The organism is Acetobacter musti (assembly GCF_011516835.1).
GTDB lineage: Bacteria > Pseudomonadota > Alphaproteobacteria > Acetobacterales > Acetobacteraceae > Acetobacter > Acetobacter musti.
In genome coordinates, this window is the sequence record NZ_WOTB01000008.1 from 68,934 (window position 1) to 86,218 (window position 17,285).

Here is a 17,285-nt window from a genome sequence, read left to right on the forward strand (position 1 = left end):
CGTTCAGCGGCCGCGTCATGCAAGCGCCGGGATCAGGTGGATAAAGCTTCGGTTTCTTCACTCCGCTGCCGTCGTCAGAGCGGTGATCTCCTGGCGGAAATCCTCTTTCATGCTGATCTTCTCCAGCTCCGGCAGCCATGTTGCGTCGATCGCCCGCAGCGACATCGCCGCGATCTCCTTCACGCCCATCGAGAGTTCTCTGGCCATCGTGACATAAGCCGCGCCGATATCGGTCCCGAACATGGGCGGATCGTCGGTGCAGGGAACCAGAAACAGTCCGGCATCCCGCATCGCTCTCAGTGTGGTCCACCGCTTTTCCAGACGCTCCGGCACGCAGGTCTGCGGACAGACCGTAAACGGAACACCCCGTTCCCGGCAGCGGCAGACAAGGGCGGGGTCCGCCATAAGATTGTAGCCATGATCGATCCGGTCGCAGCCAAGCACATCCAGGCAGGTTTCGACATTTCGCGGCGGCGCCTGTTCGGGCGTCTGATTGTCCTCGCAGGCATGCGCCGTGCACCGGAGCCCGGACGAGCGGGCCAGGGCAAAGGCTTCCCGAAACAGTTCCGGCGGTCCTCTGAACTCCGCGCAGTCCATCCCGATCCCGATCACTTCGTCACGCGGATGGGCGATGACGTCCCTGACCATCGCCAGCGCGACATCCGGTCCGAGTTCGCGGTTGACAGCCGGGATCAGTCGGCCGGTGATTCCGAACTCCTCCTTCGCCGCACGGAGACCATCGATAAATCCGTCGACCATTGTCGCGTAATCGACACCGTGAGGATAATGGTAGTCCGGACTGAAGAAAAATTCGGCGTAGCGCAGGTTTCCCTTTCTGTATCCGTCTTCCAGAGCCTCCCGTGAGACACGCGCGAAATCATCCCGCGTGATCATGCATGCTCCGATCACCTCCAGACGGGACAGGAAGTCATAGAAATCCGAAAACCTGTAGAACGCATCGGGGTCCGTCACGGGAAGGGCGACCCCGTTCTTCGCCGCCAGAGACATCACCGTTTCCGCGCGCACTGAACCGGCCAGGTGGCAGTGCAGATCGATTTTCGGAATTTTCCTGATGATCTCATCATTATTCACTGTCATTATTCCTTTTCAGTGGGCGGAAATGCAGTTCCTCTCCGGCATGGCTCCTCATTGTCGTCGGCCGGGTCCGGTCCGCAGGTTTCCCGCAGGATCACTTCGATCGCCCAGCTGATGACTTTGCCGGCCTCCTTCCCGTCCATCCCGAACTCCTCCCGGAGCGTGAGCCAGGACAGGACATTGTCCAGACAGGCGATGGCCGCCTCCGCGCGAAGCCGGTCCGGGGCGGACACGTCCGGCGCATCGAGCCACAGGGTTCTGCGTCTCTGAAACGCCAGCCGGTTACGGAACGTGCTCCGCATCGAGCGTCCGACCCGTGTGACGGCCAGGATGCGGGCGAGGCTGGGCCGGGTATCGAATTTCGCGGCGGCGACCCGGAAGCCTTCCACCAGTTCCCTGGCATTTTCGCCGGCGACGAGTCCGAACACTTCCGTGTTCAGCCAGTCCGCTGTTGCGCTGAGAAGATCATCCCGTGACGGGAAATGCCGGTAGACGGTCCTGAGCGAGACTCCGGCCTTCTTTGCAAGAGTCGCGGTGGAGACAGCGGCATCATCGCTTTCCTCGAGAAGAGCAATGAAACTTTCGATAATGCGCTGCCGGGTCTGGGTGGCGTATTCGTCACGGAGCATCTGACACACACATGCAGTTGTGACACAGATGTGTCATCAGAACATAATCGTGTCAAACCGAAAAATGCGACATCATCCGGATGACAGCCATCATTTGCACGACAGGGCTGCGGGCTGGTTCGTTTACGGCATAAAGACGGCTGTTAAAGACCGCCGGAGACATCGTGCGAACGGTGTCCCCGGCGGATGAATCAGGCGGTGGTCAGCGCTCAGGAAGCCGAAGCCTCAGCGCGGCAGCAGCTTTCCGCGCTGCCAGGACTCGGCCGCGTCGTCGGGTGTCATGCCCTCGTTGCGGACGGCGTCCTCAAGCGCGCTGACGACCTTGTTGCCAAGTGTCAGTTCGTCGAGTTCGTCGAGCATGTCGGTATCCGCCTCTTCACGGGCTGTTTTGCTGAACAGCAGCCGGGCGGTCAGCTCCCTGCCCGCCGCTCCCTGCGGGTCCGCGAGCGGGCGCATCGGAACCCGGTGAATCAAATAGTTTGGCGTGAAAAGCGGCGCCACAACGGGCTCACCGGCATCGATGGCCTCGGCGATCGCCGCGAAGGCCTCATCATCGGGCAGGGATTCGATGGTGAAGCCGGCCTCGGTCAGACGATATCCCGCCACCATCTGACGCACGCGGGGGATAAGGGATTCCGGTGTCAGCAGGTGGCGGGCGGCGTCGGAGCCGGCGAGATCCGCCATTGACTGCAGTCCGGCCAGCGGGCTGTCCGGGCGATCGGCGACGAAGAATCCGAATGCCGGGCGGTAGAGATTGCCCAGCGGTTCGACGGCGTCAGAGTCGAAAATGGTGTCCTCCGCCGGGTGCCAGGCCGTGGCGAACAGATCGATCTCGCTGCTGGCGAGCATGCGCGCGAGGTCTTCGGCGGACCCGGTGATATAATCCGGCTCGATTTCATACGCTTCGAGAACACGCGCCACGGCGGCCGCGACAGCGGCGTGCAGCGGGGTATTCCTGTAGGCGAGAGTCAGCGTTGTCATCGAGAGACGTCCTTTTCCGCGCCGTCCCGCCCCGTTCGAAGGCGGTCCGGCGTCCTGCTCAAACCCGTACGTTACCAGATTTTTACGCGCGCGTCCGGGGCAAGGTAGAGAGACTGGCCAGGTTTCACGTTCCACGCCTTATACCAGGCATCGATGTTGTGCATGGGCAGGTTGACGCGCGCCGCCGGGGCTGAATGCGGGTCGATCGTGGCGAGCTGACGCGCCCGGTCTTCCCGTACCTTCATGCGCCAGACCTGCGCCCAGCCGAGGAAGACGCGCTGCTCGCCGGTCAGCCCGTTCCGGATTTCTCCCGGTTTGCCGTTCAGCGAGGCGTGATAGGCGTCGAGCGCCAGGGTGAGGCCGCCCAGATCGGCGATGTTCTCGCCCATGGTGAGTTTGCCGTTCAGATGGACGCCCGGCAGAACCTCAAAGGCGTCGTACTGGGCGCCGAAACGGGCGCCGAGCTTTTCGAACCGCTCGGCGTCCGCTTTGGTCCACCAGTCGCTGAGGCGGCCGTGCTCGTCGAATTTACGGCCCTCGTCGTCGAAGCCGTGGGTCATTTCGTGACCGATGACACCGCCGATGGCGCCGTAATTGACCGCCGTATCCGCATTCGGATCGAAGAAAGGCGGCTGCAGGATCGAGGCCGGGAAGACGACCTCGTTGAAGACCGGATTGTTATAGGCGTTGACGGTCTGCGGGGTCATATCCCATTCGTCACGGTCGACGGGCTTTCCGAGATGGCCGAGCCAGTAGGTCCACTCAAAGCCGCCGGCGCGGGCCGCGTTTCCGTAAGCGTCGCCGGCCTGGATGGTCAGCCCGTCATAGCCGCGCCATTTCTTCGGATACCCGATCTGGATTTCGAAATTGTCGAGCTTGGCGATGGCGTGCTGTTTCGTCGCGGGCTCCATCCAGCTGTTGTTCTCCAGACGGATGCGGAACGCGGCTTTCAGCTGCTTTGTCAGCGCATCCATCTTCGCCTTGCTCTCAGGCGGGAAATAACGATCGACGTAGATTTTGCCGAGCGCCCAGCCCATGGCGTTTTCCGTGACGTCCGCGCCGCGCTTCCAGCGGACCGCGAGCTGCGGCTGTCCGGCCAGGGTTTTGCGGTTGAAGTCGTAGGACGCGTTCACGAAGGGCGATGAGAGGTAGGTCGAGGCGCTGTTCGCGAGGTGGAAGGCCATCCATGCCTGCAGCACCGGCATCTTCGCCGCGCCGAAGATCTTCGCCTGCCCGATGATCGCGGACGGCTCGCCGACGATCAGCTTCGCGGCATCGGCCTGCTGCGTGCTGATGCCGGCGCCGGAAAGCCATGAGACCCAGTCGAAGCCGGGAGCCTGAGAGACCAGTTCGGCGACCGAGCGGGCGTTGTAGGTTTTCTCGGGGTCGCGCATGTCGGCGCGCGCCCAGTGAACGTTGGCGATGGAGGTCTCCAGCGCGACGATATCGGCGGCGCAGGCGGCGGCGTCCGGCCAGCCGGCCAGACCGAGCATCTTCGTGATATAGGCCTGATAGGCCTGTTTCTTCGCGGCGAACTGCGGCTTCAGATAGTAATCCCGGTCAGGCATTCCGAGACCGGCCTGATCCACATACACGGCGAAACGCGTCGGATCCTTCGCATCCGGCATGATGCCCAGCGCAAAGCCGGTTGGCCGGAACGTTGTCTGACCGGTGCCGAGAAGACGGGCGAAGTCGGCCGGGGTCCGGACGGCGCGGATGGCATCGAGATCTGCCTTGAGCGGCGTTGCGCCGAGTTTCTCGATCGCGCCCTCATCCATGAAGGTCGTGTAGAAGGCGGCGAGTTTCTCGTCGCTGGTCTGCGGTGTGTCGGTGGCCGGTTTCGGCAGGCTGGTCAGAATGTCCCGGACGCGCTGCTGCGAGAGTTCGCGCAGTTTGTCGAAGGCTCCGAACGAGGTGCGGTCGGCGGGGATGACGAGGGCCTGGACGGCCTTACCGTTCGCATACTCGAAAAAATTGTCGCCGGGGCGAACGGCCGTATCGCGACCGGGAAGATCAAAACCCCATGGCCCGATGGCGACGCCCTGCGTCTGCGCCGTCGCGACAGGGGCCGCGGGTGCGGATGTGACAAAGAGAAAAGAAGAGAAACAGGTTGCCAGCATCAGGCCACGAAAGGCCGTCTGGCGCATCGCAGCAGGACTGAATTTTCCGGATAGCATTCGGCTGAGATCCCCGACAGGATGATGGTGGCCGGCCAGCGCTGCCGCCACGCGTTTATTTGTTACAGTTATGCATAAGTCAGGTCGCTGCCGGGGCAAAGAGGGCCGGCACAGATTCTTCCAGGGCCGGATGTCAGGAAGCGATATCAGGGAACCGACGATCCGGAATCAGACGAATCGGGCCAGATGGGCCGATCGGATGGGACGGGTCAGACGAAACGGGTCAGACAGGCCGGCTCAGACGCCGGCGGCCATGGCGACTTTCGCCATGCTCTTTTGCCGCTGCCGGATCAGCGCATAGACAATTTTCGAAGCGATGGCATGGACGCGGCCATGGGGCCGGAAACCGATCGTTTTCAGGATCATGCCGGTCACCCGGTCGATATGTTTCTGACGATAGGCCCGGAGCGCGCGCGACATGTAGCCGGCGATGCAGCGGCGGCGGTCATAGGGCACCGAAGGGGACTCGTTGGTTGTGTAAAAGGCGGAGGCGAGTTCGTCGTCCTCGCTCTCGGTGACACGTCCGATGGCGATGCGGGCGCGGGTCCAGGGGCCGAGCCGCTCACGCTTCAGATAACGGTGCATATGGTCGTAGAACAGCTTGAAATGCCGGTATTCGTCGGCGGCGATCTGCTTGCAGATGGCTTTCAGGAGCGGTTCTTCGGTTGCATCCGCGAGGGCGGAATAGAAGGAGGAGGTGCCGGTCTCCACCATGCAGCGCGCGATCAGTTCGCCGGTGCGCGAACCCCGGACGGAGGCGGTCGCGTTCAGATCGATGTGATAGCTGGACCGGTAGCGTTCGAAAGCGGCGGGGTAATCCCAGGCGGGATCGGCCAGCATCGCCCAGCGGCCGAGCGCGTCGCCATGCTGGACCTCCTCGATCGCCCAGTTATCGGCCGCCGCCTGAAACGCCTCATCGTCGGCGAACACGCGGTTCAGATAGACGGCATAGTCCACACCGTTGCGTTCCACGACAGCAGCGGCCTTTACGATGGCGACCACATCCGGGTCGACATGCGCGGGGTCGAAACCGTCCCAGTTCAGCTGATCGATGTGCCAGTGCTTCATTCCGCTTTGTCCCTGCGTTAACCACGCTCACGCACGCCCGATGATCGCTCATCATGGTGGTCTTCATCCGGGGCCGCACACAGGCCCGGCCGGACGACAGGCGGCCGCCCGGCGTGATTCCGGCTCTCCGCCTGCCTCCAAATGCGCGCGGCGTCAAGAAAGACACGGCGCCACACCGGCCCGTCAAGCCGCTTCCGGTTACTAACGCATCGCTGTGGTCAGGTGTTGCCGCTGGTCATGACGCGGGCCACGTTTCGCACGGGATGCTCCGCGGCGGCGGGGGCCGTCTGTGGCGGGGGCGCCGCAGACGGCGGTGATGTCCGGCGCGCCCGGCTCCGGGCCTGAAGCTGCGCCTGGGCCGGAGAATTCTGAGACGGCGCGGACGCGCCTCTGGTCCGGTTGAGGGCTGCGAACAGCGCATCGGTCGTGACCGGTTTCCCGAAGAGCCATCCCTGTCCGCATTCGATCCCGAGATCCCGCGCCAGCGCGGCCTCGACGTCGGTTTCGATCATCTCGGCGACCGTGCGGCAACCCAGTTCGAAACCGCAGCGGGCAATCGCGCGGATGAGGATCCGGTCGCGGCCGCTGGTCATGGAGTTACGGAAGAAATCGCCATCTATCTTGATGTAATTGACCGGGAAACGGCGCAGATACTCGAAGCTCATGGCCCCTGCCCCGAAATCATCGAGACAGATCCGGTGCCCGCGCCGGAACAGTTTCTGCAGCAGCGCCGCCGGACGCTCGAAATCCGTGATGCCCCGTGTTTCCGTGATTTCGATCAGAAGCCGCGAGGGCGCGACCTTCGCGTCCGGCGCATCGAGCAGATTCAGCAGGCGGTCGGCGAACTCAGGCGACTGCACGGAGCGGCCGGAAATGTTGAGCGCCACGCGGACGCCAGGCGGCATTTTCTGCAGCAGCCGGATCGTCTTGATGCAGTTGAGCAGATCGAATGTGTTGATCATGCCGATCTGCTCGGCGATTTTGATGAATTCACCGGTATTGGAGATGCCGCGCGCCACGCCCTGCGCGAAACGGGTCAGAACCTCATAATGCTGAATGGCGCCGGTCTTGAGCGCGATGATCGGCTGCAGCACCTGAAAGAACGTGTCGTCCTCGATGATGTTGCGACAGGCCGCGGCGAGACCGCGGTCACGCGAGATCGATGCGGCGAGACATTCCGGCAGGTTTTCGAAGGTGAAGGTGTCGGTTGCGTCTTTCGCGAAAGCCGTGAGAGCGAAATCGAGCGCGGATTCGATCTCCTTCGGTTCCATCAGCGACGAATCGAGCGGCAGCGAGCGGGTATAGGTCGAGGCGAGAAGCGAATCCGCCGCCGAGGCGATTTCGCGTTCGACGATGCCGGGCGATTTGCTTTCATCCCAGATATAGGCGAACGCGCCGTCATTGAGCCGGGTGACGGCGCCGCCCTCGCTGTGCGTTCTGAGGATGCCTTCCACCTCGGCGAGAAAGGCGCGGGCGAGCACGCTGTCATGCGGGGCCGCTGATTTCACCAGCTGTGGCAGGGACACCATGGTGATGCTGAACCGGGAGGGATCTCCGGCCTGCGGCGTCAGACGGCGGGCAAAATCGATGAAGGCGCTGCGTTCGAGCAGGCCGTCACTCTCGGGGCAGACGACGAAGGCCCGGTCCATGATCGTGGCCGTGACCACGCGTTCGCCGGGTGTGGTGGACATGCCGAGAACGGCGGTGGTGGTCTCGGTTTCTCCGCGCAGGAAACGGACCGTGATGCGGTTCATTTTGCCGGTGTTGTCGAATTCCTCGACCGCGCGGCGAAAATAAACCCGGTCGGCCGGAACGAGCAGATCGAACACGGAAAGACCGCGCACTGCCTTCTGCTGATGACCGGTCAGTTTCTGGATCGCTCCGCCAACGTGACGGATGCGAAAGGCACGATCCACCTCGAACAGGACGTCCGCAGCGGCGAAAGCCAGCGCGGCAAGCTGCTCCAGCTTACGGTCCGTGGCTGTACCCGATTTGATCTCACCGTCGGCCGCCATGGTCTCCGCGCAAAAAAACGTTTCGGCCTGACTTTGCCCAAAAGAGAATAATGAGAGTTTAATTTATATGGCGTCCCTGTATGACCTCATTCCGGTGCTCCCCCTTTAAATCGGGCTGTGAATCAGGGCGATTCCGTGCCAGACACCGACGACCCGCAGATTAAAGACACGCAGACAACAGGAATGCTTGCATGGCCGATGGCAGCCCTTTCAGCGCCCCTTCTCCCGTGAACCGGAACGGCGCCCCCCGTCATGACGCCTCCCGGCCGGACGCGCTGCGCCATGACTGGACGCGTGAGGACGTGCAGGCGCTTCTGGATCTGCCGTTTCCCGAACTGCTCTACCGGGCGCAGACCGCTCACCGCGCGCATTTCGACCCGGCCGAGGTCCAGATTTCGACCCTGCTGTCGATCAAGACCGGCGGCTGCCCGGAAGACTGCGCCTACTGCCCGCAGAGCTCCCGTCACGAGCAGAGCGTGAAGGCGGAAAGGCTGATGGCTGTCGACCGCGTGCTCATCGAGGCGAAGCGCGCGAAGGACGCCGGGGCGGCCCGTTTCTGCATGGGCGCGGCCTGGCGCTCGCCGAAAGACCACGATCTGGAGACGGTCTGCGCGATGATTGAGGGCGTGAAGGGCCTCGGTCTCGAAACCTGCGTTACGCTCGGTATGCTGGACACGAGGCAGGCGCACCGTCTGCGCGATGCGGGGCTCGATTATTACAACCACAACATTGATACCTCGCCGGAATATTACGGTGAGATCATCTCCACCCGCACCTGGCAGGACCGCCTGGACACGCTGGAAAACGTCCGGGATGCCGGAATCAATGTCTGTTGCGGCGGCATTGTCGGCATGGGGGAAGGCGAAGGCGACCGGGCGGGCATGATCGCAACTCTGGCGTCCATGCCGAAGCACCCGGAAAGCGTGCCGATCAATCTGCTGGTCCGTGTCGCGGGCACGCCGCTCAGCGACGCGGAAGAGGTCGATCCGATCGACTTTGTCCGGATCATCGCCGCCGCGCGTATTACGATGCCGGCCAGCCATGTGCGCCTCGCCGCCGGACGCGAGAACATGAACGACGAGACCCAGACCCTGTGTTTCCTCGCCGGCGCCAATTCGATCTTCTATGGCGAAAGGCTGCTCACCACGCCCAATCCTGCCGCGACGCGGGACCGGAAGCTGCTCGACAGGCTGGGCATGCGCACTACGGTTGTCAGCGACGCCTGAACGCAGCCGCAGACGATCACGGGAATGATTCAAAGGGGTGGCCAGGGTGGCAGACCTCTGATTCTCTGAAGCCTTCTTCCGGGCCGGAAGGAATGCAGTGACAGACTGTCGGGCTTTACTCCGGCGCCCGCGCCTTCTTTCACCCGGTGCAATGCTGCTGCGATCCTGTCAGGCTGGACGCTGGCCGACGCTGTTTGCGACAAAACTCCGTTACGACGGGGGAACCGTGGAGAGGACGATGCGGCAGGTCACAGCAGAACAGTCGCCTCTGTGGTCATCGACGGCGGCCGGTGTGGCGCGGCTGCGTGCGTTGCATCAGGTTGTGGATGGTGGCGCGATCTTTCAGGACCCGCTGGCTTTGCGCATCCTCGGGCATCAGGCCGCGCAGTATGAACGGAGTGCGCGTGAACACCCGGAGCGCGTGACCCCTTTTCGCCTGTTCATCGCCGCGCGCAGCCGGATCGCCGAGGACGCGCTGGCCGCCGCTGTGCAGCGGGGGGTGCGTCAGGTCGTCATTCTCGGCGCGGGGCTGGACACGTTCGGCCTGCGCAATCCCTTTCCGGAGGTCCGGGTCTTTGAGGTTGACCGGGCGGAAATGCAGGGCTTCAAACGGGACCGGATCGCCGCCGCCGGGCTGGACGAGCCGGAGATGCTCAGGTTCATCGCCACGGATTTCACGCTCGGAACGCTGCGGGATACGCTGGGGGCTGGCGGTGTGGATCTTACGCAGCCGGTGTTTTTCATCTGGCTTGGGGTGATGATCTATCTCGATCAAGCCGCGATCGACGCCACGCTTGCCTGCGTGGCGGCCATTCCTGGCAGCGAAATCGTCTTCGATTACAGCGTCCCGCTGGAGAGTTTTTCCGATGCGACACGGCGCAATGTCGAAGAGCGGGCGCGCAGTGTGGCAGAGCGCGGCGAGGCCTGGGTCAGCCGGTTCTCTCCCGATGACATGCGGGCGCTGCTTGCCCGGCACGGGCTCACCATTATGCAGGATCTCGACAAGGCGGCGATGAACCGGCGTTTCGGGCTTCCTGAACCTGCCGCGGACGAACGGGCCGGTTCGCATGTGGTCATTGCCCGTGTGTCAGAGCCAGGCTGAGACCGGTCAGGCCGAACGTTCCGATCGTTTTTAAGGCAAGGCGTTTGTATATTTTACAAATGAGGCGCTGTGGTTTTTCGGGGCTTTGCCCCGGACCCCACAAGGGGACGCGGTCCCTTTGATCCCCGTTTGTTAAATCAAAAGGGGTGATGGGGTCCGCGCGCCCGTCCGGTTCTGCGCTGGCCCGGTCCAGGCGTTGCAGGCCGGGACCGGGTGATACTTACGCGTTCAGCGTCGCGTCCAGTGTGATCTCTGCTTTAAACAGTTTTGAAACCGGGCAGCCGGCTTTGGCCTTTGCCGCCAGTTCGGCGAATTTCTCCTGGGTCGCGCCCGGAACCGTTCCCGTCAGCGCCAGATGGATCGCTGGAATGGCAAATCCTCCTTCCTGCTTTTCCAGGGAAACCGTCGCCTTCGTGTCGAGCGCGGTGGCCGTGAGACCGGCCTCGCCCAGAATCAGCGAAAGCGCCATCGTGAAGCAGGCGGCATGGGCGGCTCCGATCAGTTCCTCCGGATTGGAGCCCGGTTTGCCTTCGAACCGCGTGTTGAATCCGTAGGGCTGGTCTTTCAGAGCGCCGCTCTCGGTCGAGATCAGGCCCTTTCCTTCTTTGATGGTGCCCTCCCAGTGCGCGGTGCCGAATTTTTTGATGGTCATGGTCCGTTCTCCTGTCAGTAACCGGAATTATGGTCTCCGGAATTCCTGTCTCTGTTGATTTCTGGCCTCGGGATGAAACGCCGGCAAGGGGGCCGGGGTTGCCGGCGCAGATCTGACGAGAGCGAAAGGCAGCCCTCGCGCACGGGTCTGCCTGCGGTCCGCTCGCAAAGAGATGATGTCGTGAAAAATGGCATTCGCGTGCATACCGGAGCCCATGCACGGTTCATGCCTGCCTCGCGGAACATGCCCGTCGCCCGGCCCGGCCGGTGTGCGACGAGGGATTTCCGTGTCCGGCATGCCTGTTCCGGTCGCCCCTGCCGGGCCATTATCCGGTCCTGCGGGGTTTTGCTCCACAGCCTGTCGCGCCTTACCTGTCCGGAGAGTCTCATGAGTGCTGCCACGACCGAAGTCCGTTCCTCGACGGACGTTGTCCTGATCGGCGGAGGAGTAATGAGTGCCACGCTCGGCACCTTCCTCAACACGCTGCAGCCGGACTGGACAATCGACATGTTCGAGCGCCTGGACGACGTGGCACAGGAAAGCTCGAATGCGTGGAACAACGCCGGAACAGGCCATTCCGCTCTGTGCGAGCTGAACTACACCACCGAGAACAAAGACGGCAGCATCGACATCAGCAAGGCCGTCAACGTCAACGAGCAGTTCCAGGTTTCCCGCCAGTTCTGGTCCTTTCTGGTAAAAAGTGGCGAAATCCCCAATCCGCGCGATTTCATCACGCCCGTGCCTCATATGAGCTTCGTCTGGGGCAATGCGAATGTCGATTTCCTGCGCCGCCGCTACGAAGCCCTGAAAGACCATCCGCTTTTCGCCGGCATGCGTTACTCGGAAGATCCGGAGCAGCTGAAGCAGTGGATGCCGCTGGTGATGCGGGACCGGATTCCCGGTCAGAAGCTGGCCGCGACGTGGATTCCGTCGGGCTCGGACGTCAATTTCGGTGCCCTCACCCACATTCTGTTCGGTTCTCTGAAGAAAAAGCCCGGCATCGCTCTGCATACCGGCCACGAGGTTGAGGACATCAGACGCGGTCCGGACGGGCGCTGGGAGATTAAGGTCAAAACGCTGAGCACCGGTCAGAGCCGGACGATCAGCACGCGTTTCGTCTTTATCGGCGCCGGCGGCGCGGCTCTCCCGCTTCTTCAGAAAACCGGCATCCCTGAATCGCATGGAGTTGGCGGCTTCCCGGTCAGCGGCCAGTTCCTGCGCTGCAAGAACCCGGACGTTATCGCGGCTCACCGCGCCAAGGTTTACGGCAAAGCCTCAGTGGGCGCGCCGCCGATGTCGGTCCCGCATCTCGATACCCGCGTGATTAACGGTCAGGCGTCGCTGCTGTTCGGCCCGTACGCCGGTTTCTCCACGCGCTTCCTCAAGAAAGGATCGCTGTTCGATCTGCCGCTCTCCATCCGTGGCAACAATATCGGGGCCATCATGGCCGTGGCCCGCAGCAACTGGCCGCTGACGAAATATCTGATCCAGCAGGTCATGCAGAGCAACGCTGACCGCATGCGGGCGCTGCGTGACTTTGTGCCGGATGCGCGTGATGAGGACTGGGAGCTGATTGTCGCCGGCCAGCGTGTGCAGGTCATCAAGGCCGATCCGAAGAAGGGTGGCGTGCTGCAGTTCGGAACGGAAGTTATCAGCTCCGCCGATGGCAGTGTCGCCGCTCTGCTCGGCGCGTCGCCGGGGGCTTCGACAGCAGCGCCGATCATGCTGACGGTTCTGAAGAAATGCTTCCCGCAGCAGCTTCCGGGCTGGGAAGCGAAGCTGAAGGAGATGGTCCCGTCCTATGGGACCAGGCTCGCGGATAATCCGGCTTTCTGCGCGAAGATTCATGAGGAGACGACTGCGGCGCTGCAGCTGGAAAGCTGATGCCTGTGGCTCTGCCGGCGGGTGAAAAGACCGCTGGCAGAGCGGTATGAAGCGCCAGCGTTGTTTTCAGGTGAGCCTGTTTGTCCGGTTGTCTTTTCCGGTGCCGGTCGTTCGCCGGTGATTTCCGGCGTGGACGTCTGTTCCGCCGGATGGACGTTCAGATTTTTGGCACATCAGATGGCTGGAGAGATATGACACGCCAACGGGTGCAATGCTGATGTCTGCCGCGATTTCCGGTGTCAGTAACGGCTCCGCCTGTTCAGCGGATGGTTTTTTCTTCGGCTGATGCCGCTTCCGGGTTCATGGGGAACGGTAAAAGCTGCGTTCGTAATCCGGGGGCTGTCTCCGGCCGGGCTGCGCGTCCGGCCGGTTTTTCCGCGTCTGCAAGACAGCGCGGATCAGGCTTTTTCCGGTTTTCCGTCCGTCAGTCCTGGCACTTCAATGTCGATTTCGAGCATTGAGCAGCTTGCGCCGCGATCCAGTTTGACCTGGACCTTGTCCTGATCGACCGAGACGTGTTTGCGGATAACTTCCATGATCTCCTTCTGGAGCTGGAGCAGAAGGTCCGACTTGCCCTCACCGACGCTGGTGCGCTCATGCGCGAGCAGGATCTGCAGGCGGTCGCGCGCGACCGGAGCCGATGATTTTTTCTGAAAAAGGCTGGAGAGGAAGCTCATGCCGCACCTCTTTTGAAGAGCCAGTCAAACAGGCCCTTCTTTTCCGTCGGGACCGTGACGTCGATTTTTTCGCCGATCAGACGCCGCGCTGCTTCCATATAGGCACGGGCCGGGGCGCTGTCAGGAGCCGCAAGCGTGACCGGTGCGCCGACATTCGAGGCGCTGAGGACTTCCTGGCTCTCTGGAATGATGCCGATCAGCGGAATGGAGAGGATCTCAAGCACGTCATCGACGCTGAGCATCTCGCCGCGTGCGGCGCGGGCCGGGTCATAACGGGTCAGCAGCAGATGCTTGGGCATCTTCTCGCCGGCCTTCGCCTTCTCTGTGGTGCTGTCGAGCATGCCGATGATGCGGTCGCTGTCACGCACGGAGGAGACTTCCGGGTTGGTGACGATCACGGCCTGGTCGGCATGCGCCATGGCGAGCTGCGCGCCGCGCTCGATGCCGGCCGGGCTGTCACAGACCACCCAGTCGAACTTCTCTTTCAGCTCGGCCATGACTTTCGCCACGCCTTCCGCTGTGAGCGCGTCCTTGTCGCGGGTCTGGGAAGCCGGAAGCAGGGACAGATTTTCGAGCCGTTTGTCCTTGATCAGCGCCTGGGCGAGTTTCGCGTCACCCTGAATGACATTGACCAGATCGAAGACAACCCGCCGTTCGGCGCCCATGACAAGATCGAGGTTCCGCAGACCGACATCGAAATCGACAACGACGACGGACTTTCCGGTTTTGGCCAGTGCCGCACCGAGTGCCGCAGTCGTGGTTGTCTTTCCCACACCGCCCTTACCCGATGTAACGACGAGAACCTGCGCCATAAATCATTCGTCCTTATGCTTTTTTCAATGTACGCCCGGCGAGAGCAATTGATCTGGCTGTGTAATGTGACCTCAGGCCTCCGGCAATGTAAAACCGAAGACCTTACAGAAAGTTATTCACGGAACGTTCTTCATGTCAGAGGCCGGAGGGTCAGCGTCTCGTCGACCAGCATGGCCTGGGCCGGTTTGCCGGTCAGCGCCGCGGGCATTTCCTCGGCGATCGCATAAAACCCGTCAATCGCCAGCAGTTCGGGCTCCATCACGCGGGCAAAGATCCGCGCATCGGGCCGGCCGACAATCCCCGCGATCGCCCGTCCCCGCAATGTGCCGTAAACATGGATCGACCCGCCCGCCGAGACTTCCGCGCCGGAGGCGACCGAGCCCAGCACGATGACATCTCCCTCCGCCCAGACGATCTGCTGGCCGGAACGGACCGGCTCCTCGATGACCAGCGATCCGGGCGCCAGTGGCGGCGGCTCAACGGAATCATCGGGAATATCGGCCTCCGGTGAGATCCGCCCCCCCGCGAAACCCTCCGGCCAGTCCCAGGACGCGAAGACCGGTTCCTCCCGGTCCGCCCCTTCGATGCCGATGACATGAATGCCCCGGCCCGTCAGCGCCGGCAGGAAATCCGCCAGTCCCTCCGTGTCGGGCGCGACGAGGCTGAGGTCGAGGATGATGGGCTTGCCGGCAAAAAAGCCGGCCGAGCGGCTGACCTGGACATCCAGCGCTTCCAGCCAGACATCCAGCGGAGCCTCGGGGGTCAGGACCAGGGCGAGAAATGAACGCCCCCCTGCCCTGATTCTTGGCAGGGTCCCCGGATCCGCGGTTGCAGAGGACGAGTTCGCTGTCGGGGCACTCACGGTTCGGACGCTCTTTCATCACGTTTGCGACGCCGCCGGAGACGGACATCGTTGCTCCGTTACGGTCGTATACCGGGGAAAACCGGCTGTCGAGCATCATCCTTACGGTACATTAATCCTGATCGCGATTATGGTACGCATGCGCTCCTTCATACGGGCTGGCGCAGACTCTGCGGATCGCTTAAATCGGTACTCATGCGGATACTCCATCATTTTCCTCTTTCCCCTTATTGTCGCAAAGTCCGGCTGACACTGGGCGAGAAGCGCCTGCCCTATGAGCCGCTGACGGAGCGGTTCTGGGAGCAGCGGCCCGAATTCGCGCGGATCAATCCGGCGCGCGAGGTGCCTGTTCTGGTCGAGGATAACGGTCTGACGATCCCGGACTCGAACGTCATCTGCGAGTATCTTGAGGAAGCCTATGCGGACCCCTGCCTGCTGGGCCGCACCCTGGCCGAGCGCGTCGAGGTCCGGCGTCTGGAAGCCTGGTTCGACCATAAATTCGCCCGCGACGTCACCAGCAACATTCTCGGCGAGAAAGTCTTCAAGCGGCTGAGCGGGCGCGGCAATCCGGACGGCAATGCGCTCCGCGTCGGCTACGCCAATATCCGCCCGCATCTGGACTATATCGGTCAGCTTGCCGAAGCCAGAACCTGGCTGGCCGGTGGCTTTCTGTCTCTCGCGGATTTCGCCGCCGCCGCTCATCTTTCCTGCCTGGACTTCCTTGGCGAGATCGACTGGAGCAAATCCCCGGCTGCCCGCGACTGGTATGCCCGGATCAAATCGCGCCCCTGCTTCCGGGCGCTGCTGAACGACCGTGTGCCCGGCATCAATCCGCCGAGTTATTACGGAAATCTGGATTTTTAGGGCGGGTCGTCAGTCGGGCGGATGTGAAAGCGGGATTATTCGGGGCTTTGCCCCGAACCCCACAAAGGGACGCCGTCCCTTTGATCCCGGTTTGTTAAATCAAAAGGGGTGAAGGGGTTGTCGTGTGCAGCACGCCTTCGCGTGACGTCCCATTCCGGGTGCAGAGCCCTGCCCGTAATAAATATAATCGTTGCACATTGCGCCATACAGAAAGCTGCCTGCTTTTCCTGAAGCTGCTGCGCCGCCTGTAAATCCGGGCAGCATCAGCCGGAACCCGGGTGCTCGCCGGTTTCGATCCGGCCCGCGAATGTCTTACGAATGAAAACTCCTGTCAGAGCGTCTGCCGGGCCATCCCGGACCTGGTGTTTTCCGGCGTCAGACCCGTCGGCGACACATGAACCGGATGAAGAGCTTGCGGGCACATGGCTGACCGACGCATCATGGCGCTACAGGCACGCACAGGTTCGGGCCGGCAGCGGAATGATGAGGGGACTGGCCTGTGCGGCGCAGAACCATGCGCGAGGAAGAGCGGGAACTGTGGGCGCGGTTCGCCCGCGGTGTGAAGCCGCTCGTGCAGGCGGGCGCGCCGAAGATTCCTCCCGCGACAACCACGCCCCCTGCCCGGCAGGACGCGGTGGTTCCGTCAGGTTCCGGGTTGATTTCCGGACCGGATTCCGCAGCGGGCTTCGCGCCGGCGGCACGTGTTCCTGAACGTCGCGCGGACCGGCAGCAGTCCGCGCCTGTCGCGCTCTCTGGCGGTACCATGTCTTTTCTGACTGCCGGTCTGACTGCCGGCGAAATCGCCGTTGCCGCGCATCTCCGGAAACGGGTGGTGCAGCGCAGGCGTAAAGCGTTACCATCGGAGGCGCTGCAGATCGGATCGCCGCAGGCCGGGCTCGACACCGGAAGCTGGAAGCGTCTGTCACGTGGCCAGACCCAGGTGGAACGCCGCCTCGACCTGCATGGCATGACAGCCCAGGCCGCCTTTCTGCGGCTGCGTGAATTTCTCACCGTATCGCATCGGGAGGGCGTGCGCTGCGTCGAGATCGTGACGGGCCTCGGTTCTGGTCCGGAGGGCGGAATTCTGCGTCGCGAACTGCCGTTCTGGCTCGGCCGGGACGATCTGCGCCGGCTGGTTCTCGCCGTCACCCATGCGCATGACGCCAATCGCGGCGCGGTTCGCGTCCTGCTGCGCCGGCGCTCGGGCGCACGGCGATGACGCGGCTCCGCTCCCGCGGCA

At 62.7% G+C, this 17,285-nt stretch carries 15 protein-coding genes; 5 read left to right on the forward strand and 10 right to left on the reverse strand.

Annotated elements, in window-relative coordinates:
- Positions 1-57: 57 nt before the first annotated feature.
- The 6 genes from add to GOB93_RS07945 all read right to left on the reverse strand — a co-directional run bounded on the left by add (position 58) and on the right by GOB93_RS07945 (position 7,965).
- Positions 58-1,098 carry an adenosine deaminase gene (add, locus tag GOB93_RS07920; protein WP_173582965.1) on the reverse strand — a complete coding sequence of 347 codons (1,041 nt, stop codon included), beginning with the start codon at positions 1,096-1,098 and terminating at the stop codon, positions 58-60.
- Positions 1,098-1,724 (reverse strand): TetR/AcrR family transcriptional regulator, encoded by a 627-nt coding sequence (locus GOB93_RS07925; protein WP_173582966.1) that lies wholly within the window; start codon positions 1,722-1,724, stop codon positions 1,098-1,100. Before GOB93_RS07925 ends, add begins: the two co-directional genes overlap by 1 nt.
- A 225-nt stretch (positions 1,725-1,949) precedes the next feature.
- Complete coding sequence (locus GOB93_RS07930) at positions 1,950-2,705, reverse strand: glycine betaine ABC transporter substrate-binding protein (RefSeq protein ID WP_173582967.1); 756 nt, start codon at positions 2,703-2,705, stop codon at positions 1,950-1,952.
- Between the two features lie 71 nt (positions 2,706-2,776).
- On the reverse strand, positions 2,777-4,882 hold the full coding sequence (locus GOB93_RS07935) for a M13 family metallopeptidase (RefSeq protein ID WP_408742371.1): 2,106 nt from the start codon (positions 4,880-4,882) through the stop codon (positions 2,777-2,779).
- A 237-nt stretch (positions 4,883-5,119) separates the two neighbouring features.
- Complete coding sequence (locus GOB93_RS07940; RefSeq protein ID WP_173582968.1) at positions 5,120-5,950, reverse strand: acyl-ACP desaturase; 831 nt, start codon at positions 5,948-5,950, stop codon at positions 5,120-5,122.
- 218 nt (positions 5,951-6,168) lie between these two features.
- A complete protein-coding gene (locus GOB93_RS07945; protein ID WP_242010623.1) occupies positions 6,169-7,965 on the reverse strand; it encodes a sensor domain-containing phosphodiesterase in 1,797 nt (598 codons plus the stop codon).
- A 191-nt stretch (positions 7,966-8,156) separates the two neighbouring features.
- Here GOB93_RS07945 and bioB point away from each other — a divergent pair, with 191 nt between their 5' ends.
- Together bioB and GOB93_RS07955 are read left to right on the forward strand one after the other, a co-directional pair.
- Entirely contained in the window at positions 8,157-9,191 is a 1,035-nt protein-coding gene (gene bioB, locus GOB93_RS07950) for a biotin synthase BioB (protein WP_173582969.1), read from the forward strand.
- Positions 9,192-9,429: 238 nt separating this feature from the next.
- Positions 9,430-10,293: a class I SAM-dependent methyltransferase gene (locus tag GOB93_RS07955; protein ID WP_173582970.1), complete on the forward strand. Its 864-nt coding sequence runs from the start codon at positions 9,430-9,432 to the stop codon at positions 10,291-10,293.
- A gap of 220 nt (positions 10,294-10,513) precedes the next feature.
- Here GOB93_RS07955 and GOB93_RS07960 read toward each other — a convergent pair whose 3' ends face one another.
- On the reverse strand, positions 10,514-10,945 hold the full coding sequence (locus GOB93_RS07960; protein WP_173582971.1) for an OsmC family protein: 432 nt from the start codon (positions 10,943-10,945) through the stop codon (positions 10,514-10,516).
- 387 nt (positions 10,946-11,332) lie between these two features.
- On the opposite strand from GOB93_RS07960, the gene GOB93_RS07965 reads away from it, so the two are divergent.
- Positions 11,333-12,829: a malate:quinone oxidoreductase gene (locus GOB93_RS07965; protein WP_173582972.1), complete on the forward strand. Its 1,497-nt coding sequence runs from the start codon at positions 11,333-11,335 to the stop codon at positions 12,827-12,829.
- Positions 12,830-13,227: 398 nt separating this feature from the next.
- Here GOB93_RS07965 and minE read toward each other — a convergent pair whose 3' ends face one another.
- The 3 genes from minE to minC form a co-directional block, all read right to left on the reverse strand.
- Complete coding sequence (gene minE, locus GOB93_RS07970) at positions 13,228-13,506, reverse strand: cell division topological specificity factor MinE (RefSeq protein WP_173582973.1); 279 nt, start codon at positions 13,504-13,506, stop codon at positions 13,228-13,230.
- Entirely contained in the window at positions 13,503-14,318 is an 816-nt protein-coding gene (gene minD, locus GOB93_RS07975; RefSeq protein ID WP_173582974.1) for a septum site-determining protein MinD, read from the reverse strand. Before minD ends, minE begins: the two co-directional genes overlap by 4 nt.
- Positions 14,319-14,449: 131 nt before the next feature.
- On the reverse strand, positions 14,450-15,181 hold the full coding sequence (gene minC, locus GOB93_RS07980; RefSeq protein WP_173582975.1) for a septum site-determining protein MinC: 732 nt from the start codon (positions 15,179-15,181) through the stop codon (positions 14,450-14,452).
- Between the two features lie 195 nt (positions 15,182-15,376).
- On the opposite strand from minC, the gene fzlA reads away from it, so the two are divergent.
- Positions 15,377-16,045 carry an FtsZ-binding protein FzlA gene (gene fzlA, locus GOB93_RS07985; protein WP_173582976.1) on the forward strand — a complete coding sequence of 223 codons (669 nt, stop codon included), beginning with the start codon at positions 15,377-15,379 and terminating at the stop codon, positions 16,043-16,045.
- Positions 16,046-16,544: 499 nt separating this feature from the next.
- Positions 16,545-17,264, forward strand: a complete 720-nt coding sequence (locus GOB93_RS07990; RefSeq protein ID WP_338422322.1) for a Smr/MutS family protein — start codon at positions 16,545-16,547, stop codon at positions 17,262-17,264.
- Positions 17,265-17,285 lie beyond the last annotated feature (21 nt).